This window comes from Winogradskyella wichelsiae (assembly GCF_013403925.1).
Classification (GTDB): domain Bacteria; phylum Bacteroidota; class Bacteroidia; order Flavobacteriales; family Flavobacteriaceae; genus Winogradskyella; species Winogradskyella wichelsiae.
This window is the reverse complement of the sequence record NZ_JABFDJ010000006.1, coordinates 1-25745: the sequence shown is the minus strand read 5'-3', so window position 1 is coordinate 25745 and position 25745 is coordinate 1. Positions and strand designations below refer to the sequence as shown.

The 25745-nt window shown below is 34.2% G+C and carries 16 protein-coding genes and 5 tRNA genes; 20 read left to right on the top strand and 1 reads right to left on the bottom strand.

Annotation, left to right across the window (positions count from 1 at the left end):
• Positions 1 to 12 precede the first annotated feature (12 nt).
• From HM985_RS12555 to HM985_RS12465, 19 genes are all read left to right on the top strand, one after another.
• The gene (locus HM985_RS12555) at positions 13 to 1179 is read left to right on the top strand and encodes an acyl-CoA dehydrogenase family protein (RefSeq protein ID WP_179376594.1); all 1167 of its coding nucleotides are present in this window, start codon (positions 13 to 15) and stop codon (positions 1177 to 1179) included.
• A 205-nt stretch (positions 1180 to 1384) separates the two neighbouring features.
• A complete protein-coding gene (locus tag HM985_RS12550; RefSeq protein WP_218843420.1) occupies positions 1385 to 2764 on the top strand; it encodes an alpha-amylase in 1380 nt (459 codons plus the stop codon).
• 107 nt (positions 2765 to 2871) lie between these two features.
• The gene (locus HM985_RS12545; protein WP_179376593.1) at positions 2872 to 3762 is read left to right on the top strand and encodes a tyrosine-type recombinase/integrase; all 891 of its coding nucleotides are present in this window, start codon (positions 2872 to 2874) and stop codon (positions 3760 to 3762) included.
• Positions 3763 to 3828: 66 nt separating this feature from the next.
• Complete coding sequence (gene hpf / locus HM985_RS12540; RefSeq protein ID WP_179376592.1) at positions 3829 to 4131, top strand: ribosome hibernation-promoting factor, HPF/YfiA family; 303 nt, start codon at positions 3829 to 3831, stop codon at positions 4129 to 4131.
• A gap of 112 nt (positions 4132 to 4243) precedes the next feature.
• Positions 4244 to 4317, top strand: a tRNA-Thr gene (locus HM985_RS12535).
• Between the two features lie 63 nt (positions 4318 to 4380).
• Positions 4381 to 4462: transfer RNA gene (locus HM985_RS12530), tRNA-Tyr, on the top strand.
• 172 nt (positions 4463 to 4634) lie between these two features.
• Positions 4635 to 4707: transfer RNA gene (locus tag HM985_RS12525), tRNA-Gly, on the top strand.
• 71 nt (positions 4708 to 4778) lie between these two features.
• Positions 4779 to 4850, top strand: a tRNA-Thr gene (locus HM985_RS12520).
• Between the two features lie 78 nt (positions 4851 to 4928).
• A complete protein-coding gene (tuf, locus tag HM985_RS12515; protein ID WP_179376591.1) occupies positions 4929 to 6116 on the top strand; it encodes an elongation factor Tu in 1188 nt (395 codons plus the stop codon).
• Between the two features lie 106 nt (positions 6117 to 6222).
• A tRNA-Trp gene (locus HM985_RS12510) sits at positions 6223 to 6295 on the top strand.
• Positions 6296 to 6340: 45 nt separating this feature from the next.
• Positions 6341 to 6535 carry a preprotein translocase subunit SecE gene (gene secE / locus HM985_RS12505; protein ID WP_179376590.1) on the top strand — a complete coding sequence of 65 codons (195 nt, stop codon included), beginning with the start codon at positions 6341 to 6343 and terminating at the stop codon, positions 6533 to 6535.
• A gap of 23 nt (positions 6536 to 6558) precedes the next feature.
• A complete protein-coding gene (nusG, locus tag HM985_RS12500) occupies positions 6559 to 7104 on the top strand; it encodes a transcription termination/antitermination protein NusG (protein ID WP_179376589.1) in 546 nt (181 codons plus the stop codon).
• A 67-nt stretch (positions 7105 to 7171) separates the two neighbouring features.
• Positions 7172 to 7612, top strand: coding sequence for a 50S ribosomal protein L11 (gene rplK / locus HM985_RS12495; protein WP_179376588.1), 441 nt, complete (start codon positions 7172 to 7174; stop codon positions 7610 to 7612).
• Positions 7613 to 7622: 10 nt separating this feature from the next.
• Entirely contained in the window at positions 7623 to 8312 is a 690-nt protein-coding gene (gene rplA, locus HM985_RS12490; RefSeq protein WP_179376587.1) for a 50S ribosomal protein L1, read from the top strand.
• Between the two features lie 19 nt (positions 8313 to 8331).
• Entirely contained in the window at positions 8332 to 8853 is a 522-nt protein-coding gene (gene rplJ, locus HM985_RS12485) for a 50S ribosomal protein L10 (protein WP_179376586.1), read from the top strand.
• Between the two features lie 60 nt (positions 8854 to 8913).
• Complete coding sequence (rplL, locus tag HM985_RS12480) at positions 8914 to 9285, top strand: 50S ribosomal protein L7/L12 (protein ID WP_179376585.1); 372 nt, start codon at positions 8914 to 8916, stop codon at positions 9283 to 9285.
• Positions 9286 to 9407: 122 nt separating this feature from the next.
• Complete coding sequence (gene rpoB, locus HM985_RS12475; protein WP_179376584.1) at positions 9408 to 13220, top strand: DNA-directed RNA polymerase subunit beta; 3813 nt, start codon at positions 9408 to 9410, stop codon at positions 13218 to 13220.
• 140 nt (positions 13221 to 13360) lie between these two features.
• Positions 13361 to 17662: a DNA-directed RNA polymerase subunit beta' gene (rpoC, locus tag HM985_RS12470; RefSeq protein ID WP_179376583.1), complete on the top strand. Its 4302-nt coding sequence runs from the start codon at positions 13361 to 13363 to the stop codon at positions 17660 to 17662.
• A 95-nt stretch (positions 17663 to 17757) separates the two neighbouring features.
• Positions 17758 to 18081, top strand: coding sequence for a DUF3467 domain-containing protein (locus HM985_RS12465; RefSeq protein WP_179376582.1), 324 nt, complete (start codon positions 17758 to 17760; stop codon positions 18079 to 18081).
• A gap of 299 nt (positions 18082 to 18380) precedes the next feature.
• On the opposite strand, the gene HM985_RS12460 is transcribed toward HM985_RS12465, so the two are convergent.
• Positions 18381 to 19970 carry a peptide chain release factor 3 gene (locus HM985_RS12460; protein ID WP_179376581.1) on the bottom strand — a complete coding sequence of 530 codons (1590 nt, stop codon included), beginning with the start codon at positions 19968 to 19970 and terminating at the stop codon, positions 18381 to 18383.
• 358 nt (positions 19971 to 20328) lie between these two features.
• Here HM985_RS12460 and HM985_RS12455 point away from each other — a divergent pair.
• Positions 20329 to 25745 (top strand): MSCRAMM family adhesin SdrC (locus HM985_RS12455; RefSeq protein ID WP_218843419.1); only part of this gene is annotated, 5417 nt, incomplete at its 3' end.

Sequence of the window (25745 nt, the reverse complement as noted above, 5' to 3'; positions counted from 1 at the left end):
AAACAACAATACATGTCTAATTTATATTTTACAGAAGAGCATAATCTATTCAGAGAAAGTCTCCGTGAGTTCTTAAAAAAAGAAGTCGTTCCTCATATTGATAAATGGGAATCAACAGGCCATATAGAACGTTTCATTTGGAAAAAATTTGGTGATATGGGCTATTTCGGTCTAGCTTATCCAGAACAATACGGTGGATTAGATCTAGATCTTTTCTATACGGTTATTTTTCTTGAAGAATTACAACGTATCAATTCTGGTGGATTTGCCGCAGCAATGTGGGCACATGCTTATTTGGCAATGACGCATCTTAATAAAGAAGGGGATAATGCTATAAAAGAAAAATATTTAGTAGATAGTATTGCCGGAGACCAAATAGGTTGTTTATGTATAACAGAACCTTTTGGCGGAAGTGATGTAGCTGGTATGCGCACTACAGCGGTTAAAAAGGATGATACTTATGTTATTAATGGCTCTAAAACGTTTATAACAAATGGTGTTTACAGTGACTACTTGATTGTAGCTGCTAAAACAAGTCCGGAATTAGGAAATAAAGGAATTAGTATCTTTATAATAGATAGAGATACATTAGGTGTTTCTGCTACTAAATTAGATAAATTAGGTTGGAGAGCTTCGGATACTGCTGAAATTGCATTCGATAATGTGGTTATCCCTGCATCTAATTTAATGGGTGAAGAAAATCAAGGTTTTCCCTATATTATGCAACATTTTGCTTTAGAGCGTTTAATTATGGGGGTTAATGCACATGCTAGAGCAGAATATGCTTTAGAGTATGCTAAACAATATATGAGTGAACGTACAGCATTTGGTAGAACTATAGATAAATTTCAAGCATTAAGACATTCTTATGCAGATTGCGAAACACAAATGGAAATTTGTAAACAATTTAATTATTACGTTACCAAGCGCTTAGATATGGGAGAATATGTAGTAAAAGAGGCTACAATGTCTAAGCTGCAATCGACTAAAATGGCAGATGATGTTATTTACCAATGTCTTCAGTTTTTAGGTGGCTATGGGTTTATGGAAGAATATCCATTGGCACGTATGTCTAGAGATAGTCGTTTAGGTCCAATAGGAGGAGGTACTTCTGAAATATTAAAAGAAATTATCGCCAAAATGGTAATTGACAATAAAGATTATAAGCCAGCAACATAAGACTTATATTAAAAATATAATTGTAATCTTATTTTTGTAAAAATGAAAACTCGTGAATTTATTCATGAGTTTTTTGTTTAATATATAATTTTAATAGGCTTTAATTTGTTATTTATCAACACGACAACGTTTTCGTAAAATTAATGGTTTTGTTTGGTGTTGATATTCTTGTAGTTTTAGAAATACTAAATAAACTCTACAAATTATGAACAATTTTAAATTATTAAGTATGGCATGTGTCATACTATGCCTATTCAATTGTAGTCAAGATGATATTGTCGAAGAGGAGCAGGTATCCAAATTAACAGGAAACACTCCAGTAACTTCTAAGCGCGCAGGACTGAAACCAATAGGTTCTGGTGTAATGATGCAAGCTTTCTATTGGGATGTGCCCGCGGGTGGTTCGTGGTGGAATACAGTTAACTCTAAAATAGCAGATTGGAGTAATGCTGGTATCGATGCCATTTGGCTTCCACCAGCCTCAAAAGCACAAAATGGACCTTTTTCAATGGGGTATGATCCTTTTGATTACTTTGATTTTGGAGAATTCGACCAAATGGGTAGTGTAGAAACACGTTTTGGCTCTAGAACCGAGTTAACGGATATGATCACCACAGCTCATAATAATGGGCTTAGTGTTATTGCTGATATCGTTATTAACCATAATAGTGGTGGTGATAGCGAAGTAAATCCTTATGTAGGCGGGGATACTTGGACGGATTTCAACCCTAGGTCTGGGAATTTTCTTCGTTCAGCAACGGATTTTCATGCCAACAATGTACACGCTAATGATCTTGGCGCTTTTGGCGGTTATCCAGACTTATGTCATCACCAACCTTATGTTCAGGATTGGTTATGGAAAAATTCAAATAGTGTTGCAAAGTATTATAGAGATGTTATAGGTTTTGATGGTTGGAGGTTCGATTATGTAAAAGGTTTTGACTCATGGGTCGTAAAAGATTGGAAAAATGAAGTAGGTGGGTTTACCGTAGGTGAGTATTGGGACAGTAATGTATCTACTTTAGATTCTTGGACGAGTACCTCTGAGGCGAGTGCTTTCGATTTTGCATGTTATTACAAAATGAAAGATGCATTTATGGGGAATGATTTAACGGCATTAAATGATAATATGCTTTGGAAACAAAATGCATCTAAAGCAGTAACATTTGTAACAAACCATGATACAGATGAAATAATCAATAATAAAATTTTAGCTTATGCGTATATTTTAACTCATGAAGGGTATCCAACTATTTTTTATAAAGATTATGAAGAATGGTTAAATAAAGATCAATTGAATAATCTCATATGGATACATAATAACCTTGCTGGCGGATCTACCAATATATTGCATGTTGACACGGATGAATACATAGCAAAACGCAACGGGTATGATAATAATGGTCTTATTGTATATATAAATAATTCTGATTCATGGCAAGAGCGCTGGATAGAAACGAATTGGTCTAATACCTTAATAAAAGATTATACAGGAAATTCTAGTTGGGAAACTACGACACAATCAGACAAGTGGATAAAAATACTAGCACCACCAAAAGGTTATTCGGTTTGGTCTGTAAAATAAAATGCTAAATATCATTTTTAAATCCTGCTTTTAAGTAGGATTTTTTCTTTTTATATGCAATTCTATAAATGTTAATGGTTATATTTAAAATTAATCAAACTGTATGTATGAACCTTAAACCATTTACAGATTATTTATTATTAGAAAAGAAATATTCTAAGCACACTGTATTGGCGTATACAAGAGATATAGAAAATTTTAATAGTTTTTTAGATAAAAACCATGACGCGGTTAGCATATCAAAAGTCGGATATTCAGAAATCAGAGAATGGATTGTAGAATTAGTAAACAATGATATTTCAAATAGAACTGTAAACCGAAAAGTGTCATCTTTAAACACCTACTATAAATTCCTATTAAAAGTAGAAGAGATTAATATTAATCCATTAAATAAGCATAGGGCTTTAAAAGTAGGGAAGAAGCTGCAACTTCCTTTTTCTGAACAAGAATTGAAATCTGTATTAGAAAATTCAATAGAAGTTATAGATTTCGAAAGTGCAAGAAACCAACTCATAATAGAATTATTTTATGCTACAGGAATTAGACGTATAGAGCTCGTTAATATAAAGCTGTCCGATGTAGATCAAACTGGTCATCAGATAAAAGTACTTGGTAAAAGAAACAAAGAACGTTATATTCCTTTAATTGACTCAATAAACAAAGCCTTAACGTGTTACTTGGGTTATAGAAATAAGTTGCCTAAAATTGAAGATAATGAAGTGTTATTTTTAACCCAAAAGGGTCTTAAAATTTACGAAAAACTTGTTTACAGAGTAATAAATAAGTATTTTAGTGAAGCATCGTCTAAAGCAAAATGCAGTCCGCATGTATTAAGACATTCGTTTGCTACACATTTATTAAATAAAGGTGCTGATTTAAATTCAATAAAAGAGCTTTTAGGGCATACAAGCTTAGCTGCCACTCAAGTTTATACGCATAACAGTATAGGCGAATTAAAAAAAGTGCATTCAAAAGCACATCCTAGAAATTTACAATAAGCCTAGGCTTATATAACTAATACTGTAATAAGTTTTAGTAAACTAATTTAACCTAAAATAAACCATATGAAAGTAAACACTCAATCCGTAAATTTTAACGCAGATAGTAAACTTATAGATTTCATTCAAGCAAGAATGGATAAACTAGACATGTTTTATGACAAAATAATTCAGTCTGATGTGTATTTAAAAGTTGAAAACACAAGTGATAAAGAAAATAAAATTTTTGAAGTCAAGGTTAGTGTTCCTGGTGATAGTTTCATTGTAAAGAAGCAATGTAAGACGTTTGAAGAGGGTACGGATGCGGCTATAGCATCTTTAGAAAGACAAATAAAGAAACGAAAAGAAAAATTAAGAGCACATATATAAAAGTTTTTTAAAAAATATTTTGAATAACTGAAAAAAGGTTTTACATTTGCATCCCGTTAGAGATAGCGGCGCTTTTAATAAGCTCTTTTGGAGTGAAAGAAAGTAATAAAAAGCCGATGTAGCTCAGCTGGCTAGAGCAGCTGATTTGTAATCAGCAGGTCGTGGGTTCGAGTCCCTCCATCGGCTCTTTAAAAGTTTAATTTTGCAAAATAAGCTTTTATTGATATTGAAATATTGAATTAAAGTTTTGGGGAGATACTCAAGCGGCCAACGAGGGCAGACTGTAAATCTGCTGACTACGTCTTCATAGGTTCGAATCCTATTCTCCCCACATTAATTTTAACAGGTAGTTTTTAAATGTAAAATTTTGAAAACTACTTTTTAGGGTTTTTTAGGTTGGGTCATCAATCTATTAGTCAGTTAGGTGAAATTAATTGGTTAAAAAATAAAAAGGATAGTTTGAAATATTGAAACCACTAATTAAAGCGATTTAATTACAAAATGCGAGAGTAGCTCAGTTGGTAGAGCGTCAGCCTTCCAAGCTGAATGTCGCCGGTTCGAACCCGGTCTCTCGCTCTGAAATTTGCGAGTTTCGACACGTGATTTTTACTTCGTAAATCTAACTAATCGGTAATCGTAAATGAAATGCCGGTGTAGCTCAGGGGTAGAGCGTTTCCTTGGTAAGGAAGAGGTCACGAGTTCAATTCTCGTCATTGGCTCTTTTTTTTCTAAGTTAATTACATTTAGAATATACAATTGAACACTAATAATATAATTAAGATTAAAATAAATTAAACATGGCAAAGGCAACTTTCGATCGTTCAAAACCACACTTAAATATTGGTACTATTGGACACGTAGATCACGGTAAAACAACTTTAACTGCTGCTATTACTAAAGTATTAGCTGATGCAGGTTATTCAGAAGCAAGATCATTTGATCAAATTGATAATGCACCTGAAGAAAAAGAAAGAGGTATTACAATTAATACTTCACACGTAGAGTACGCAACTTTAAACCGTCACTACGCACACGTTGACTGTCCTGGTCACGCGGATTACGTAAAAAACATGGTTACTGGTGCTGCTCAAATGGATGGTGCTATTTTAGTTGTTGCTGCAACTGATGGTCCTATGCCACAAACACGTGAGCATATCTTACTTGGTCGTCAGGTAGGTATTCCTCGTATGGTTGTATTCATGAATAAAGTGGATATGGTTGATGATGAAGAGCTATTAGAATTAGTAGAAATGGAAATCAGAGATTTATTATCATTCTATGAATATGATGGTGATAATGGTCCTGTAGTAGCAGGTTCTGCTTTAGGTGCACTTAACGGTGAGCAAAAGTGGGTTGATACTGTATTAGAATTAATGACTCAAGTTGATGCTTGGATTGAAGAGCCTGTTCGTGATATGGACAAGCCATTCTTAATGCCAATTGAAGATGTATTTTCTATTACAGGTCGTGGTACTGTTGCGACTGGTCGTATTGAAACTGGTGTAGCTAATACAGGAGATCCTGTTGAAATTATCGGTATGGGTGCTGAGAAATTAACATCTACAATTACTGGTATTGAAATGTTCCGTCAAATATTAGATAGAGGTGAAGCTGGTGATAACGCTGGTATCTTATTAAGAGGTATTGAGAAGTCTCAGATTTCTAGAGGTATGGTTATTTGTAAGCCAGGTTCTGTAACACCACACGCTAAATTTAAAGCTGAGGTTTACGTTCTTAAGAAAGAAGAAGGTGGTCGTCACACACCATTCCATAACAATTACCGTCCACAGTTTTACGTTCGTACAACTGATGTAACTGGAAACATTGCGCTTCCTGATGGAGTTGAAATGGTAATGCCTGGTGATAACTTAACAATTACAGTTGAGTTAATCCAACCAATTGCAATGAACGTAGGTTTACGTTTCGCTATCCGTGAAGGTGGTAGAACAGTTGGTGCAGGTCAGGTAACTGAAATTTTAGAGTAATTAATACTTAAAATAATTAATTAAGGTGTCTCGATAAGTCGGGACGCCTTGATTATTGTTTACAAGTTAGACTCTTTCTAATCTTAGAAAGATATAAAATGTAAATACGGGTTTAGCTCAGTTGGTAGAGCACTGGTCTCCAAAACCAGGTGTCGTGAGTTCGAGTCTCTCAACCCGTGCAAAATAAAATTGGATTTTTTAATCCTAAATAAAGTAAATTACAAATGGCAGGATTAGTAACATATATAAAAGAATCATTTGGAGAGTTAAAGAACAATGTGTCATGGACACCATGGCCAGAAGCTCAGAAATTAGCTGTGATTGTTGCTGTGTTTTCAATAATTTTTTCTTTAGCTATTTGGGGAGTGGATACTGTTTTTAGTAGATCAGTAAAAGCTTATTTTGAAATGATACACTAATAACAATTATACAAGAAGAGAAGATGTCTGATAAAAAATGGTATGTTGTTAGAGCGGTAAGCGGTCAAGAAAATAAAATTAAGTCTTATATTGAAAGTGAAATTTCGAGATTAGGTTTAGATGATTTTGTAGATCAGGTTTTAGTACCAACCGAAAAAGTTATTCAAATCCGTAATGGTAAAAAGATCAATAAAGAAAAGGTTTATTTTCCTGGTTATATAATGGTACAAGCTAATTTAAGTGGTGAAGTACCTCATATTATTAAATCAATTACTAATGTTATTGGTTTTTTAGGTGAAACTAAAGGTGGTGATCCTGTGCCACTGAGACAATCTGAAGTAAACAGAATGTTAGGTAAAGTAGATGAGTTATCTGTTGAAGCAGATGCGAGTATTGCAATTCCGTTTACAAAAGGAGAAACAGTTAAGGTTATCGACGGTCCATTCAATGGTTTTGATGGAACAATAGAGAAAATTAATGAAGAAAAACGTAAGCTTGAGGTAATGGTTAAGATTTTTGGAAGAAAAACACCATTAGAATTGAGTTACATGCAAGTAGAGAAAGTTTAATAATTGTTACAATAAAGAGCGTATTATCTATGCTTCCAATATAGATAAGCGTAATAAAAATTAAGAAATGGCAAAAGAAATAGACAAAGTAGTTAAGCTACAAGTTCGGGGAGGTGCAGCGAATCCATCGCCACCGGTAGGACCCGCTTTAGGTGCCGCTGGAGTTAATATCATGGAGTTCTGTAAGCAGTTTAATGCTAGGACTCAAGATAAAGCAGGTAAGGTTTTACCTGTGGCAATCTCTGTTTACAAAGATAAATCATTTGATTTTGTAATCAAGACGCCACCAGCAGCAGTACAATTATTAGAAGCGGCCAAAGTAAAGAAAGGATCAGGAGAACCAAACCGTCGTAAGGTTGCAAAAGTAACTTGGGATCAAGTGAAAGCAATTGCTCAAGACAAAATGGTAGATTTAAATGCATTTGAGATCGAGTCAGCTATGAAAATGGTGGCAGGTACAGCAAGATCTATGGGTATCACTGTTAAAGGAGGAGAAGCTCCAAACTAAATTTTTAGAAATGGCAAGATTAACAAAGAAGCAAAAAGAAGCAAGAGCAAAAGTTGATAACAACAAAATTTACTCTTTAGAAGAAGCTTCAGCTTTACTAAAAGAAATTACATTCACAAAGTTTGATGCTTCTATCGATTTAGCAATTAGATTAGGTGTAGATCCACGTAAGGCCAATCAAATGGTTCGTGGGGTAGTTTCATTACCACATGGTACAGGTAAAGACATGAAGGTTTTAGCACTTGTAACTCCAGATAAAGAAGCAGAAGCAAAAGAAGCTGGTGCGGATTACGTTGGATTAGATGAGTACTTACAAAAAATTAAAGAAGGTTGGACAGATGTTGACGTTATCGTTACTATGCCAAGCATAATGGGTAAGTTAGGGCCATTAGGTAGAGTATTAGGACCAAGAGGTCTTATGCCAAACCCTAAGACTGGAACAGTAACTATGGATGTAGCTAAAGCAGTTGCAGAAGTTAAAGCTGGTAAAATTGATTTCAAAGTAGATAAAACAGGTATTGTACATGCACCAATAGGCAAAGCATCGTTTGATACTGATAAAATTATTGGGAATGCTCAAGAATTATTATCTACAATTATGAAGTTAAAACCAACGGCTTCAAAAGGGGTTTATGTAAAGAGCATCTATATGTCTAGTACAATGAGTCCGAGTATATCAATTGATACAAAAATAGGATAGTAGTTAAACTTAGAATATTATGACAAGAGAAGAAAAATCCCAAGTAATTGAAGAGTTGACTGCTCAATTAGCAGATAATACGAATATCTATTTAACTGATATTTCAGGATTAGATGCAGCAACAACTTCAAATTTAAGAAGAGCCTGTTTCAAAGCTAATATTAAATTAGCGGTTGTAAAGAATACACTTTTAGAGAAAGCAATGGAAGCATCGGATAGAGAATTCGGTGATTTACCAACAACTTTAAAAGGTAATACATCAGTAATGTATTCTGAAACTGGAAACGGTCCAGCTAAAGTAATAAAAGAATTCCGTAAAAAATCTGAAAAACCTTTATTAAAGGGGGCTTTCATTGAGGAATCTGTTTACATTGGTGACGATTTATTAGATGCATTAGTAGAGATCAAGTCAAGAGAAGAGCTTATTGGTGAAATTGTAGGTTTACTACAGTCTCCTGCTAAGAACGTTATCTCAGCACTTAAGTCTAGTGGTGGAACTATCGCAGGCCTTGTTAAAACGTTATCTGAAAGAGAAGGATAATCGTATAACTATACACAATAGAAAATTAAATTATAACACACATTATTAAACAATAGAAAAATGGCAGATTTAAAAGATTTCGCAGAACAATTAGTTAACTTAACAGTAAAAGAAGTTAATGAATTAGCAACTATATTAAAAGATGAGTACGGTATTGAGCCTGCTGCTGCTGCTGCAGTAATGCAAGCTGGACCTGCTGGTGGTGAAGCTGCAGAAGAGCAAACTGAATTTGATGTTATCTTAAAAGCGGCAGGTGCTTCTAAATTAGCAGTTGTAAAATTAGTTAAAGAATTAACTGGTTTAGGTTTAAAAGAAGCTAAAGGATTAGTTGATGATGCGCCAAGTCCAATCAAAGAAGGTGTAACAAAAGACGAAGCAGAAGCTTTAAAATCTCAATTAGAAGAGGCTGGAGCTGAAGTTGAGCTTAAGTAAGCTTACCTTATCTACAATACATGGTTTAGGTCTAGAGGGAAACTCTAAGACCTAAACCCTTTTGTGTATATAAACGTTATATACATTTTTTAGTTTTTATTTTAATAAAATCTCGTTCATCAATGTTAGCAAAAAAGGCTGAAAGAATTAATTTCTCTTCTATTGTAAATAGGACAGATTACCCAGACTTTTTGGATATCCAAATAAAATCCTTCCAGGATTTTTTCCAATTAGAAACAAAGTCAGAAGAAAGAGGTACAGAAGGTTTATACAACACCTTCATGGAGAACTTCCCAATAACAGACACGCGTAATCAATTCGTACTAGAATTTTTAGATTACTTTATCGATCCACCAAGATACTCAATAGAAGAATGTATTGAAAGAGGATTAACATACAGTGTGCCTTTAAAAGCAAGATTGAAGTTATATTGTACAGATCCAGAACATGAGGATTTTGAGACGATAGTTCAAGATGTATATTTAGGTACTATTCCTTACATGACTCCTAGTGGGACATTTTGTATTAATGGTGCAGAGCGTGTTGTCGTTTCTCAATTGCATAGATCACCTGGTGTATTCTTTAGCCAGTCTTTCCATGCTAATGGAACAAAATTGTATTCTGCCAGAGTTATTCCTTTCAAAGGGTCTTGGATAGAATTCGCAACTGATATCAATCAAGTAATGTATGCTTACATTGATAGAAAGAAAAAATTACCAGTTACGACACTTTTCCGTGCTATCGGTTTTGAACGTGATAAAGATATTTTAGAGATTTTTGACCTTGCTGAAGAAGTAAAGGTTTCAAAATCTGGATTAAAGAAAGTTATCGGTCGTAAATTAGCTGCGCGTGTATTAAATACATGGCACGAAGATTTCGTTGATGAAGATACAGGTGAAGTTGTATCTATTGAGCGTAACGAAATTGTATTAGATCGTGACACAGTTATAGATAAAGATAATATTGAAGAAATTCTTGAAGCAGATGTAAAAACGATTCTTTTACATAAAGAAAGTGCACAGCAAGGAGATTACGCAATTATTCATAATACATTACAGAAGGATCCAACAAACTCTGAAAAAGAAGCTGTTGAACACATCTATCGTCAACTACGTAATGCTGAGCCGCCAGATGAAGAGACGGCACGTGGTATTATTGACAAATTATTCTTCTCTGATCAACGTTACTCTTTAGGTGAAGTAGGTCGTTATAGAATGAATAAAAAATTACAGTTAGATATCGGAATGGACAAACAAGTTTTGACCAAATTAGATATCATAACTATTATAAAATATTTAATTGAGCTTATCAATTCTAAAGCAGAGATTGATGATATTGATCACTTATCTAACCGTCGTGTACGTACAGTAGGTGAACAGTTATCTTCTCAGTTTGGTGTTGGTTTAGCACGTATGGCACGTACTATTCGTGAACGTATGAACGTTCGTGATAATGAAGTGTTTACACCTATCGATTTAATTAATGCCAAGACGTTATCGTCTGTAATTAATTCTTTCTTTGGTACAAACCAGTTATCTCAATTTATGGATCAAACAAATCCTCTTGCAGAGATTACGCATAAGCGTCGTCTTTCAGCATTAGGACCAGGTGGTTTATCAAGAGAAAGAGCAGGTTTCGAGGTACGTGATGTTCACTATACACACTACGGACGTTTATGTCCAATTGAAACACCAGAAGGACCAAACATTGGTTTAATATCTTCTTTATCTTGTTTTGCTAAGGTAAATGCTATGGGATTCATTGAAACTCCATACCGTAAAGTTGAAGATGGTGTAGTAGATATTAAAAATGCGCCAACATATCTGAGTGCCGAAGAGGAAGAGGATATGTTAATTGCACAAGCAACTATAAAAGTTGATGAAGATGGGAAAATATTAGCAGATAAAATTATCTCTCGTCAAGAAGGTGATTTTCCTGTTATCGATCCTGTCAATGTTAATTATACTGATGTTGCACCAAACCAAATTGCATCTATTTCAGCATCTTTAATTCCGTTTTTGGAACATGATGATGCCAACCGTGCATTAATGGGATCTAACATGATGCGTCAGGCCGTACCATTATTACGCCCTGAAGCACCAATTGTAGGTACAGGTTTAGAACGTCAAGTAGCATCAGATTCTAGAGTATTAATAAATGCTGAAGGAGCTGGAACTGTAGAGTATGTAGATGCTCAGAAAATTACAATTAGGTATGAACGTACTGAAGAGGCTGCAATGGTTAGCTTCGAAAGTGACACAAAAACATATCCTCTAGTAAAATTCAGAAAAACAAATCAAGGTACATCTATCAACTTAAAACCAATCGTAGAGAAAGGAGATAAAGTTGCTAAAGGACAAGTGCTTTGTGAAGGTTATGCTACTGAAAATGGTGAATTAGCGCTTGGTAGAAATATGAAAGTAGCCTTTATGCCTTGGAAAGGGTATAACTTTGAGGATGCAATTGTAATTTCTGAAAAAGTTGTTAGAGATGATGTATTTACATCTATTCACATTGACGAGTATTCATTAGAAGTTAGAGACACAAAATTAGGAAACGAAGAGTTAACTAATGATATTCCTAACGTTTCTGAAGAAGCAACAAAAGATTTAGATGAGCATGGTATGATTCGTATTGGTGCGGAAATTCATCCAGGGGATATCTTAATCGGTAAGATTACACCTAAAGGAGAATCTGATCCTACACCAGAAGAGAAACTTTTAAGAGCAATTTTCGGTGATAAGGCAGGTGATGTTAAAGATGCATCTTTAAAAGCATCTCCATCACTTCATGGTGTTGTTATTGCTAAAAAATTATTTGCTAGAGCGGTAAAAGATAAACGCAAAAGAGCACAGGATAAAGAAGATATCGAGAAGTTAGAAGATGTTTATGATAACAGATTCGATGATCTTAAAAACGTTCTTGTTGATAAGTTATTTAATATCGTTAATGGAAAAACGGCACAAGGAATCTATAATGATTTAGGTGAAGAGATTATTCCTAAAGGTAAAAAATATACCTTAAAAATGTTAAATGCTGTAGATGATTATACGCACTTAACTTCAGGAAAATGGACCACTGATGATCATACTAATGAACTTGTTGCAGATCTAATCCATAACTATAAGATTAAGGAAAATGATTTACAAGGATCATTAAGACGTGAGAAGTTTACAATCTCTGTTGGTGATGAGTTACCTGCAGGTATCATTAAGTTAGCTAAAATTTATATTGCTAAAAAGCGTAAGCTTAAAGTTGGTGATAAAATGGCAGGTCGTCACGGTAACAAAGGTATTGTTGCACGTATTGTACGTCAGGAAGATATGCCATTCTTAGAAGATGGAACGCCAGTTGATATTGTATTGAATCCATTAGGGGTACCTTCTCGTATGAATATTGGTCAGATCTATGAAACTGTATTAGGTTGGGCAGGTAAAGATTTAGGTAAGAAGTATGCAACACCAATTTTTGATGGTGCAACTTTAGACCAAATTAATGCTTACACAGATGAAGCTGGAATTCCAAGATTTGGTCATACTTACCTTTATGATGGTGGAACAGGAGATCGTTTTGATCAACCAGCAACAGTTGGTGTGATTTATATGATTAAACTTGGTCACATGATTGATGATAAGATGCACGCACGTTCTATCGGACCATACTCATTAATTACACAGCAACCATTAGGTGGTAAAGCACAATTTGGTGGTCAACGTTTTGGAGAGATGGAAGTATGGGCACTTGAGGCTTATGGAGCATCAAGTACACTACGTGAGATCTTGACTGTAAAATCAGATGATGTTATTGGTAGAGCTAAAACTTACGAGGCTATCGTTAAGGGAGAGCCTATGCCAGAACCAGGGCTTCCAGAATCATTCAACGTACTTATGCACGAATTGAAAGGTTTAGGATTAGATATTAGATTGGAAGAATAATTTTTTAGAAATTATTCTATGTGAATAAGGTGCAGATAGGGATAACTCAAGAGTTGTCCGTAATTGCAAAATTATTCATAACAATCGAAAAAAAATATTGGGCAGTTAGCAATAACTGCCCATACATAACACAAAATAACATGGCAAGAAAACAAGATAAGAATACAGTACAGAAATTTAATAAAATTTCTATTGGTTTAGCATCGCCTGAGTCTGTTTTAGGAGCGTCTCGAGGTGAGGTATTAAAGCCAGAAACTATTAATTATCGAACACACAAACCAGAAAGAGATGGTTTGTTCTGTGAGCGTATTTTTGGTCCTGTGAAGGATTTTGAATGTGCTTGTGGTAAATATAAAAGAATACGTTACAAAGGTATTGTTTGTGACCGTTGTGGTGTAGAAGTAACAGAAAAGAAAGTACGTAGAGATCGTGTAGGTCATATTAACTTAGTTGTACCAGTTGCACATATCTGGTATTTCCGTTCTTTACCAAATAAAATAGGTTACCTTCTTGGATTACCATCTAAGAAATTAGATATGATTATCTATTATGAGCGTTACGTGGTTATTCAACCAGGTATTGCTATGAATGCTGAAGGTGAGCCAGTACAAAAAATGGATTTCTTAACTGAAGAAGAGTATCTAAACATTTTAGAAACTATTCCTCAAGAAAACCAATATTTAGATGATACAGATCCTAACAAATTCATCGCTAAGATGGGTGCTGAGTGTCTTATCGATTTATTAGCACGTATAGATTTAGATCAATTATCTTATGATTTAAGACATAAAGCTAATAATGAAACATCTAAGCAACGTAAAACAGAAGCTTTAAAACGTTTACAAGTTGTTGAAGCGTTTAGAGATTCTAACTTGGTTAGAGAGAACAGACCTGAGTGGATGATCATGAAAGCTGTTCCAGTAATTCCACCAGAATTAAGACCTTTAGTGCCTTTAGATGGTGGTCGTTTTGCGACTTCAGATTTAAATGATTTATACCGTCGTGTAATTATCCGTAACAACCGTCTTAAAAGATTGGTTGAGATAAAAGCACCAGAGGTAATTTTACGTAATGAGAAACGTATGTTACAAGAATCAGTAGATTCATTATTTGATAACACACGTAAATCATCTGCTGTAAAAACAGATTCTAACAGACCATTAAAATCATTATCAGATTCACTTAAAGGTAAGCAAGGACGTTTCCGTCAAAACTTACTTGGTAAGCGTGTGGATTATTCAGCACGTTCTGTAATTGTTGTTGGACCAGAATTGAGATTATTCGAGTGTGGTTTACCTAAAGATATGGCTGCAGAGCTTTACAAACCTTTTGTAATTAGAAAATTAATTGAAAGAGGAATTGTAAAAACTGTAAAATCGGCTAAGAAAATTATAGATAGAAAAGAACCTGTAGTTTGGGATATTTTAGAGAATGTTTTAAAAGGACATCCAGTACTTTTAAACCGTGCTCCTACATTACACAGACTAGGTATTCAAGCATTCCAACCTAAGCTTATTGAAGGTAAAGCGATTCAGTTACACCCATTAGTGTGTACTGCATTTAATGCCGATTTCGATGGTGACCAGATGGCGGTGCATTTACCATTAGGACCAGAAGCTATTTTGGAATCTCAGATGTTAATGTTAGCATCACATAATATTTTGAACCCTGCAAATGGTTCGCCAGTAACTGTACCTTCACAAGATATGGTACTTGGTTTATATTATATGACTAAGCTTAGAATAACTGACGAAGATTATACAGTAAAAGGTCAAGGTTTAACATTCTTCTCTCCAGAAGAAGTAAATATTGCATATAATGAGAAACAAGTTGACTTAAATGCAGGAATTAAAGTTAGAACAACTGACTTTAACGAAGAAGGAGAGTTAACAACTCAAATTATTGAAACTACAGTTGGTCGTGTACTTTTTAACGAGCATGTACCTGCGGCTGCTGGTTATATAAATGAAGTTTTAACTAAGAAGTCTTTAAGAGAAATTATTCATGGAATTCTTAAGAAAACAAGTGTACCTGAAACGGCTGATTTCTTAGATGCAATTAAAACTCTAGGTTATAAATTCGCATTCCAAGGTGGTTTATCATTTAGTTTAGGTGATATTATTATTCCTTCAGAAAAGCAAGGAATGATTGATGCTGCTAACACACAAGTTGATGGTATTATGGGTAACTATAATATGGGACTTATTACTAATAACGAACGTTACAACCAAGTTATTGATATCTGGACGTCGACCAATGCTGAATTGACAGAATTGTCAATGAAACGTATTCGTGAAGATAAACAAGGATTTAATTCAGTGTTTATGATGCTTGATTCTGGGGCAAGGGGTTCTAAAGAACAGATTCGTCAGTTAACAGGTATGCGTGGATTAATGGCTAAGCCTAAAAAATCTACTGCTGGTGGTGGAGAAATTATTGAAAATCCGATTCTTTCTAACTTTAAGGAAGGTCTTTCTATTTTAGAATACTTTATATCTACTCACGGTGCACGTAAAGGTCTTGCAGATACGGCTCTTAAAACTGCCGATGCAGGTTATTTAACGCGTCGTCTGGTAGATGTTTCTCAAGATGTAATTGTATACGAAGAAGATTGTGGTACATTAAGAGGTATAGAAGTTTCTGCACTTAAGAAAAATGAAGAAATAGTAGAAAGCTTAGAAAATAGAATTGTAGGTAGAACATCACTTAATGACGTCTATAATCCTTTAACTGAAGAGTTATTGGTTGAATCTGGCGGACATATTAATGATATTATAGCTAAGAAAATTGGAGATTCTCCATTAGATTCTATAGAAGTACGTTCTCCTTTATCTTGTGAAGCTAAGAAAGGTATTTGTGTTAAATGTTATGGTCGTAACCTAGCTACTGGTAAATTAGTACAAAGAGGTGAGGCTGTTGGTGTAGTTGCCGCTCAGTCTATTGGTGAGCCAGGTACACAGTTAACATTACGTACATTCCACGTAGGTGGTATTGCAGGTAACATTTCTGAAGATAATAAGTTAACTGTTAAGTTTGATGGTGTTGCTGAAATCGAAGATTTAAAAACTGTAAAATCTAAAGATAATGAAGGTAAAGAGGTAGATGTAGTCATCTCTAGAACTTCAGAATTGAAATTAATGGATGCTAAAACAGGAATTGTATTAAGTACAAGTAACATTCCTTATGGTTCATTTATTTATGTGAAACCAGGCGATAAACTTAAGAAAGATGATGTTGTTTGTTCTTGGGATCCATATAACGGTGTAATTATTTCAGAATTTGCAGGTAATGTGAAGTATGAAAACATCGAGCAAGGTATTACTTACCAAGTTGAAATTGATGAGCAAACTGGTTTTCAAGAAAAGGTAATTTCAGAATCTAGAAATAAAAAATTAATACCAACATTATTAATTGAAGATTCTAAAGGAGAAACAATCCGTTCTTATAACTTACCAGTAGGGGCACACATTATGATTGACGATGGTGATAAGATTGATATCGGTAAGATTTTAGTTAAGATACCTCGTAAATCTGCTAAAGCCGGTGATATTACAGGGGGTCTTCCTCGTGTAACTGAATTGTTTGAAGCACGTAATCCTTCTAATCCTGCTGTTGTAAGTGAGATTGATGGTGTTGTTTCTTTCGGTAAAATTAAGCGTGGTAACCGTGAAATCATTATTGAGTCTAAATTAGGAGAGGTTAAGAAATACTTAGTAAAATTATCTAATCAGATTCTTGTACAAGAGAATGATTATGTAAAAGCTTGTATGCCTTTATCTGATGGATCTATTACTCCAAACGATATTCTTAACATTAAAGGGCCATCTGCGGTTCAACAATACTTAGTAAATGAAGTACAAGAAGTATATCGTTTACAAGGTGTAAAAATTAATGATAAGCACTTCGAAGTTGTTGTAAGACAAATGATGCGTAAAGTTAGAATCATTGATTCTGGTGATACAATTTTCTTAGAAAATCAATTAGGTCATAAATCAGATTTCATTGAAGAAAATGATAAAATTTTCGGAATGAAAGTGGTAGAAGAAGCTGGTGATTCAGAGAACTTAAAATCAGGTCAAATTGTCACTGTAAGAGATTTAAGAGATGAAAACTCTAGTTTACGTAGAGAGGATAAGAATCTTGTAACTGCAAGAGATGCTAAACCAGCAACTGCAACTCCAATTTTACAAGGTATTACTAGAGCTTCATTACAAACTAAGTCGTTTATTTCTGCGGCATCGTTCCAGGAAACAACTAAGGTTCTTAACGAAGCAGCTGTAAATGGTAAAGTAGATGCACTTGAAGGTCTTAAAGAAAATGTAATTGTTGGTCATAGAATTCCAGCAGGTACAGGTGTCAGAGAATATGAAAACATCATTGTAGGTTCTAGAGAAGAATTTAATGAAATGATGAAAGCAAAAGAAGAGATGAATTTTAATTAATTCTTTAATTTTTTTTCAAAATAATAAATGAATTAAAAGCCTTCTTGTATTTTTACAGGAAGGCTTTTTTAATTATAAAAATAAATAACGATAATATGTCAGATCAAAACAATAATCCTAATAATAAAAAGGGACAAATTAATATTGAATTAGATGAAAAAATAGCAGAAGGTACGTATTCAAATTTGGCTATAATTAATCATTCTGTTTCAGAATTTGTAGTAGATTTTGTGAGTATTATGCCAGGTACTCCAAAAAGTAAAGTAAAGTCTAGAATTATTTTAACACCACAACACGCAAAACGTTTGTTAAAAGCCTTAGCGGATAATGTAACGCGTTTTGAAAATGCTCATGGAGAAATTAAAGATTATGAGCAACCTCCTATTCCCTTAAATTTTGGACCAACAGGGCAAGCTTAAAAATTTCATCAAAACACAGGTATAAATAGAAGCAATCAAAATAATAATATCAATAGTTTTTTTGAATCTAAAAACATTCGTTTTAATGCGCTTTAATTAACTTGTTTGTAATCTGCAAGCAATAACATGACATTTTAAATAAACAGGCTTATATAGCCTTAAATTTGCTTTTTAACTACTATATAAGAAATTAAAACCCTTAAAAATTAATTTAAGGGTTTTCTAGTTTTATTATTTTAAATGTCCTGTGAATATCAAAATAATTGAATCTTTGTTCTAAGCAAAACTTTTATAAAGTTCTATTCAAATTCAGAAGTCATGTGAAATGTAATACTAGGATATTTTGACTGTGTCATTTGTAATGTGAACATTGAATCTGCTAAAAATACCAATTGATCTTGTTTGTCTTTTGCTAAGAAACGTTGTTTTACGCGTAAAAAATCTTTAAATTCTTCACTTTTTGGAGTTTCTGTTTGTACCCAACATGCTTTTTGAACATTAAGATTTTCATAGGTACATTTTGCACCATATTCATGTTCTAGACGGTATTGAATCACTTCATATTGTAGAGCTCCAACAGTTCCAATCACTTTTCTACCGTTAAGATCTAATGTAAATAATTGAGCAACTCCTTCATCCATTAATTGATCAATACCTTTAAATAACTGCTTAGCTTTCATAGGGTCAGCGTTATTAATATATCTAAAATGTTCTGGTGAAAAACTAGGTACACCTTTATAATGTAATATTTCTCCTTCAGTTAGGGTATCTCCTATTTTAAAACTTCCAGTATCTTGTAAACCAACAATATCGCCTGGATATGAGATATCTACAATCTCTTTTTTTTCTGCAAAGAAGGCGTTAGGACTCGAGAATTTTAATTTTTTATTGTTTCTAACATGTAGATAAGCTGTATTACGCTTAAACTCTCCGGAAACTATTTTAACGAATGCTAATCTGTTTCTATGGTTAGGATCCATATTAGCATGTATTTTAAATACAAAACCACTAAATTGATCTTCGTCTGGCTTTACCAAACGTTCTTCACTATGCTTAGGTCTCGGTTTTGGTGCTATAGCTACAAAACAATCTAACAATTCTCTTACACCAAAATTATTTAAAGCAGAACCAAAGAATACAGGTTGTTGACTTCCGTTTAAATAAGCTTCTTTGTTAAATTCAGGGTATATACCTTCCACTAATTCAATTTCTTCTCTAAGCGTGTCTGCTGCTTTTTCTCCGATTAATTTATCTAGTTCTGAAGACGATAAATCTGAAATTTCGATGGTTTCTTCAATGTCTTTTCTACTATCACCAGAGAATAAATTGACATTTTTTTCCCAAATATTATAAATTCCCTTAAAATCGTATCCCATTCCTATCGGAAAACTTAGAGGAACTACTTTAAGACCTAGATTTTGTTCAATTTCATCTAACAAATCAAATGCATCTTTCCCTTCTCTATCCATTTTATTAATGAAAACAATCATCGGGATGTTACGCATCCTACAAACTTCTACCAGCTTTTCAGTTTGCTCTTCAACCCCTTTTGCAACATCAATAACGACAATAACACTGTCTACAGCCGTTAATGTTCTAAATGTATCTTCCGCAAAATCTTTGTGACCAGGGGTATCTAAAATATTAATTTTTATACCGTTATATTCAAATGCTAAAACAGATGTTGCTACAGAAATACCACGCTGACGTTCAATTTCCATAAAGTCACTGGTAGCTCCTTTTTTTATTTTATTACTCTTTACGGCACCTGCTTCTTGTATAGCACCACCAAATAAAAGTAACTTCTCTGTTAAGGTTGTCTTTCCGGCATCTGGATGTGATATAATTCCAAATGTTCTTCTCCTGTTAATTTCTTCTAGAAAGTTCATAAATATTTTTAAAAATCGTGTGCAAATATAGGGGTATAAATAGATAAAATGTAAAAGGAAGTAATGATATGCAAATAGTTAATAATTATTTTTTTAAATTTCGTTAAATTTTACTTAAAAAAAATACACTCATATAATCGTTTTAGTTATCTGATTTTTAGATTATTAATTTGTTTCCGTGATAGAAAAAAGTTTGTTTTTATGACGAATCATTTAATAATCAAAAAAACAAATGTTAATTTAAATTGAATAATTATTTGCTTATTTGCATTTTATCGGATATGTTTGCCGCTTTATCGAAACAAAGCATCGCTAATTTAGTGATGTGAAATGGAATTTTACTTCAACTATATATAATATGAAAATCTTTACTCGATTCTCTTTTACAAAAATTACTTATCTATTATTCATTCTTTTTTCTTGTTTTTGGCAAAATAAATCATTTGCACAGCCAGGTAAAGACGGTAATGTCGTAGTTAGTGCGGCTAATACAGTGCTAAACACTTACAGTTCTGTTACCGAAAATATTGCAGTAGGTGATGATATTATTAAGATTTATGATTTAGCTTCAGATATAGGTACGCTTTCTGCAGGGGATTTAATTATGATTTATCAAGCCCAAGGAGCTTCAATTGATGTTACTAACACTGTAAATTATGGAGCAGTTACTGCTTATAACAGTGCTGGTTTGTATGAATTTGTATATGTAGTTAGTGTTAATGGTAATGACATAACAATTTCATGTGGGGTTACTCAAGACTATACAGTAGCAGGAAGAGCTCAGGTTATTAAAGTACCTCAATATAATACATTAACCATTAATGCAGGTGCATCCGTTACAGCTCTACCATGGCAAGATTATGCTGGTGGTAGAAGAGGAGGTTTAGTGGTAATTGATGCTTTAAATGTAGTTGTTGATGGAGATATTGATGTTACTGGTTTAGGGTTTAGAGGAGGATTGTTAGATACTTTGTCTGCGAATCATAATGATAATGATCCTACTGATAATGATGATTATGTTTCAGATTCTGGGTTAGTTAGTGCAGAAAAAGGAGAAAGTATTGCTGGTTATAATATAGAATATGACCTATTAGGTGGTCGTTTTGGAAGAGGTGCTCCTGCCAATGGTGGTGGTGGTGGAAACACACACAATGCTGGTGGTGGTGGCGGAGCTAATGGAAACAATGGTGTTGTTTGGTTAGATGGTAATGGAAATATGTGTACAGCGTGTACAGGTTCAGCAGCATGGTCTTTAGATCCAGGTTATACAAACAATGGTAATACCCCTACCGTGTCATCTGGTGGTGGTCGAGGTGGGTATACTTTTACTATTCAGAATAGAGATGCTCTGACCGTAGGTCCAGATAATTCTGCATGGCAATGGAATAGAAGACGAAATCTAGGGGGGCTAGGTGGTAGACCATTGACAGCAACAGAATCTAATAGAATTTTCTTTGGTGGTGGCGGTGGTGCTGGTGATGCTAATAATTTTTCAAGCCTAGATGCAACCAATGGAGCAGGTATAATTTTTATAAGAGCTAATCAAATTAGTGGTACTGGTATTTTTAATGCTAATGGTGAAGATGGCTCTGATACTATAAATGATCATAATGATGCACCAAGTGGTGCTGGTGCTGGTGGTAGTGTGGTTTTAAAATCTGCTATTTTGGCATCTAGTTTAACAATCAATGCTAATGGAGGTGAAGGAGGTAGTCAGTTTATAACCACTATTGAATCAGAGGGTCCTGGTGGTGGAGGATCAGGAGGTTTTGTAGCTATTGCTTCGGGTTCACCTACAATTAATATTAACGGTGGAATTAGTGGTAGAACTACAAGTGCTGCTTTAACTGAGTTCCCTGTAAATGGAGCTACAATGGGCGGCTTTGGGTTAGCAATTACTACAGCAACGACCCCGTCAATTGCATGTTTTGATGCGGTAGATGATGACTTTAGTTTAGATTTAATTGATGCAGGTTCGGGAGGTACTACAACAGCTTCTGTTTTTAATAATGATACAAATAATGGAATTGCAATTACTGCAGCAGAAGTTGCATTAACAATTTTAGATAACGGTGGAATATCAGGTTTAACTTTCAACTCAGATGGAACTATTAATATTCCTGCGGGCACACCAGAAGGGGAATACGATATTGAATATCAAATTTGTGAAATAGTAAATGTTACAAATTGTGATTCTGCATTTGTAACAGTTAAAGTTGGTCCAGCTGTAGATATTGATGGAGATGGAAATCCAAATTCTACTGACCCGAACGCAAATGCACCAACAGCTATAGATGACTCAGCTTTTATTGGTCTTAATGGACCGAGTTATATAGATATTTTGGGTAATGATGACTATCTAGATAGTATAGATAGTAATAATCTTGGTACAACTACAATTACAGATACAACAACAGGTACAGCGGGGGGAGCAATTACTTTCGATTCTGATACAGGTATATTAACATATACACCTTTATTAAGTGAGGTAGGTTCTGTAGTAACCGTTATTTATGAAGTTTGTAATGATTCAAATGGAGTTTCTATTTGTTCAATAGCTACGGTAACAATTACTGTAGAGCAAGATACAGACGGAGATTTAATTGGTGATTCTACGGACATAGATAGTGATAATGACGGTATTATTGATGCTGTTGAATGTGGGTTCTCAACAACTCCAGGACTTACTCTAACGGGTACAAATCCTGATTTTATTTTAACAGACGCATTAGGTAACATAATAGATAATACAATAGCTTCAGGGGGAGATTATATACCTTCTGAATTAAATATACAAAATGGGAATTTTTTAGAAATTGGTTATTTAATTAATTCAGCAGTAACAGGTGATACTTTTTATTCAACAGAAACATTCAATTCAGGTGTATCAGGAATAAAAGTAAGTTTACCAACTGATCGTACGAAAAATTCAGATGTTATAATTTGGACTATAAATTGGACTGGTGGTAATGTTGGTGCTACAGGATTAGTTGTTGATAATAACCCAAGAAATGGAAGTCAGCCAAATATTTATGATCCTTCTTCAACGGGCACTACACCTGTGTTCTCAGATTCAGTTTTAACGAATGGCTATCAATTTGTATTTGATGATGATGGTGAACTTTATGAGGCTACGAGTCCTAATTTGGAAGGAACAAACTGGATTAATGATTTTGATTTTGAAATTACTTTGCCAGATGGGATTACATCTATTACAATTACAGGAACTTTAAATAATGAAGGTATAGATCATGATTATGCTAGAGAATTTATAGGTGTAGATTTTTCTGATGCTACTTTCGGACCAGATTGTGATTTAGACACTGATAACGACGGTGTGTATGATATCTTCGATTTAGATTCAGATAATGATGGGATTTATGATGTAGATGAAGCAGGGAACACGGCATTAGACACTAATAATGATGGAGTAATAGATGCTAATGATACAGGTTTTAGTGATAGTAATAATAACGGTGCAGATGACGATGCAGAAATAACAACACCTATTGATACTTTAAATGACGGTAGCTATGATTTTCAAAATACAGATAGTGATGGAGATAGCTGTTCAGATGCTAATGAGGCTTACGGAAGTTCATTGGCTGATGGTGGAGATGATGGCCAATTTTCTGTAGATCCAGCAGCTGTTAATACAGCAAATGGTTTAGTTACAGAGACAGGTGTTAATTATGCACTCGGTACTAATACTAATGTAACTGACAATTTGAATTCATTTGCATGTAATGGAGACGATGATGGAGATGGAAATCCAAATTCTTCAGATCCAAATACCAATACACCAACAGCAGTAAATGATTCAGCTTTTATAGATCTTTATGGACCGAGTACTATAGATATTTTATTTAATGATGATTTTCTAGGTAATTCAGATACTAATAATATTGGAACAACTACAGTTTCAAATACAACAACTGGTACGGCTGGAGGAACTATTACTATCGATGCAGATACAGGTATATTAACTTATACTCCTTTATTAAGTGAAGCGGGTTCGGTAGTAACTGTTATTTATGAAGTTTGTAATGATTCAAATGGAGTTTTAATTTGTAGAACAGCTACGGTTACAATTGCTATTGATCGAGATACAGATGGAGATTTGATCAGTGATTCTATGGATATTGATGATGATAACGATGGAATTCTAGATGTAATAGAATGTGCTTCTAACACTACAACTTTAAATATTACGGGTGATGATACAGCTACTGTAGTTGGAGGTTATCCTATTATGGCTACTGTAAATGGTGTTGGTGGTAGTGACAATAGCGTAGGTATAGTTTCAGAATTTAATGTTTTAGCAACTGTTGGACCAACAGATATTTATGACACTTGTACATTAAGCTTTTCTGCAGATAATTTTGATGATGGTTTACAATTGTATATTAATGGTACACGAGTTTTAGAATTTAATCAAAACCATTGGTCTTCTGGTAATGGTGCTAATACCACCGAGTTTAATACAGGAGGGAGATTTGATTCTAATGGAGATGGTTTATGGAAACCTTGGAATAACGAAGGAAATCCAACAATAGAAATTACGGGAACAGAAGTAACTCTTATGGTTGATACTTCTTCTGGAACAAGAGAAAATGCACTTCCTTTTATGGATCCTTTTAATTTCCCTGATGATTGGGAGTTGAATTTATCAGTTCCTTATAATTGTTTAGATGGAGTTGATGTACGTTTTGGGAACTCAAATCACGGTGGTCCAGGAGCTATAGCAAACCCTAAAATGGTTGTGAATGTTTATGCTTGTTCAGATTCCGATGCAGATGGTGTACCTGATCGATTAGATTTAGATTCAGATAATGATGGAATTTATGATGTAGATGAAGCAGGAAATACTGCATTAGATACAAATAATGATGGTGTAATAGACGCTAATGATACTGGTTTTAGCGATTCAAATAATAATGGAGCGGATGACGATGCAGAAATAACAACACCTATTGATACATTAGCAGATGATAGCTATGATTTTCAAAATACAGATAGTGATGGAGATGGCTGTACAGATGCTAATGAGGCTTATGTAAGCGCAACTGCTTCGGGTTCAGATGGAGGACAGTTTGGTGATTCAGATCCAGCTACGGTAAATCCAGCAAATGGTTTAGTGACAGAAACAGGTGTTGATTATTCTTTAGGAACTAATTCCGCAGTAACTGATGCAGCAAATTCTTTTGCATGTTCAATAGCATTAGAAGCTGTTAAGACGGTAGCACTTACAACAGATGTATTACCAACGGGCTTAAGTTTAGGAGATACAATGACTTATACGATAACTGTAGAAAACACAGGAAACGTAAGTTTAGATAATGTAGCTATCGCAGATACCTTTGTAGATGCTAACGGTAACACCTTAACTTTATTAACAGGTCCAACATTTAATAGTTCAGATGCAGGAAGTGCAGAAGGTTTATTAGCAGTAGGAGAAACGGCAACATATACAGCAACTTATGTTATAGAACAAGCTGCAATAGATGCAGGCGGTTTTAGTAACAGTGTTTTAGCCGAAGGTGATAGTCCAGCAGGAACAACAGTTGATGATACCAGTGATGATGATGATGATACAGATGGCAATACAGAAGATGATGCCACAGTAACAACAATTACAGCATCAGCAAGTATTGAAGCCGTTAAAACAGTAGTAATCAGTAATGATGTATTACCAACGGGCTTAAGTTTAGGAGATACAATGACTTATACGATAACTGTAGAAAACACAGGAAACGTAAGTTTAGATAATGTAGC

Coding starts and splice junctions, on each gene's coding strand:
- HM985_RS12555 (WP_179376594.1), top strand. CDS start 13: ATGTCTAATTTATATTTTACAGAAGAGCATAATCTATTCAGAGAAAGT.
- HM985_RS12550 (WP_218843420.1), top strand. CDS start 1,385: ATGAACAATTTTAAATTATTAAGTATGGCATGTGTCATACTATGCCTA.
- HM985_RS12545 (WP_179376593.1), top strand. CDS start 2,872: ATGAACCTTAAACCATTTACAGATTATTTATTATTAGAAAAGAAATAT.
- hpf (WP_179376592.1), top strand. CDS start 3,829: ATGAAAGTAAACACTCAATCCGTAAATTTTAACGCAGATAGTAAACTT.
- tuf (WP_179376591.1), top strand. CDS start 4,929: ATGGCAAAGGCAACTTTCGATCGTTCAAAACCACACTTAAATATTGGT.
- secE (WP_179376590.1), top strand. CDS start 6,341: ATGGCAGGATTAGTAACATATATAAAAGAATCATTTGGAGAGTTAAAG.
- nusG (WP_179376589.1), top strand. CDS start 6,559: ATGTCTGATAAAAAATGGTATGTTGTTAGAGCGGTAAGCGGTCAAGAA.
- rplK (WP_179376588.1), top strand. CDS start 7,172: ATGGCAAAAGAAATAGACAAAGTAGTTAAGCTACAAGTTCGGGGAGGT.
- rplA (WP_179376587.1), top strand. CDS start 7,623: ATGGCAAGATTAACAAAGAAGCAAAAAGAAGCAAGAGCAAAAGTTGAT.
- rplJ (WP_179376586.1), top strand. CDS start 8,332: ATGACAAGAGAAGAAAAATCCCAAGTAATTGAAGAGTTGACTGCTCAA.
- rplL (WP_179376585.1), top strand. CDS start 8,914: ATGGCAGATTTAAAAGATTTCGCAGAACAATTAGTTAACTTAACAGTA.
- rpoB (WP_179376584.1), top strand. CDS start 9,408: ATGTTAGCAAAAAAGGCTGAAAGAATTAATTTCTCTTCTATTGTAAAT.
- rpoC (WP_179376583.1), top strand. CDS start 13,361: ATGGCAAGAAAACAAGATAAGAATACAGTACAGAAATTTAATAAAATT.
- HM985_RS12465 (WP_179376582.1), top strand. CDS start 17,758: ATGTCAGATCAAAACAATAATCCTAATAATAAAAAGGGACAAATTAAT.
- HM985_RS12460 (WP_179376581.1), bottom strand. CDS start 19,970: ATGAACTTTCTAGAAGAAATTAACAGGAGAAGAACATTTGGAATTATA.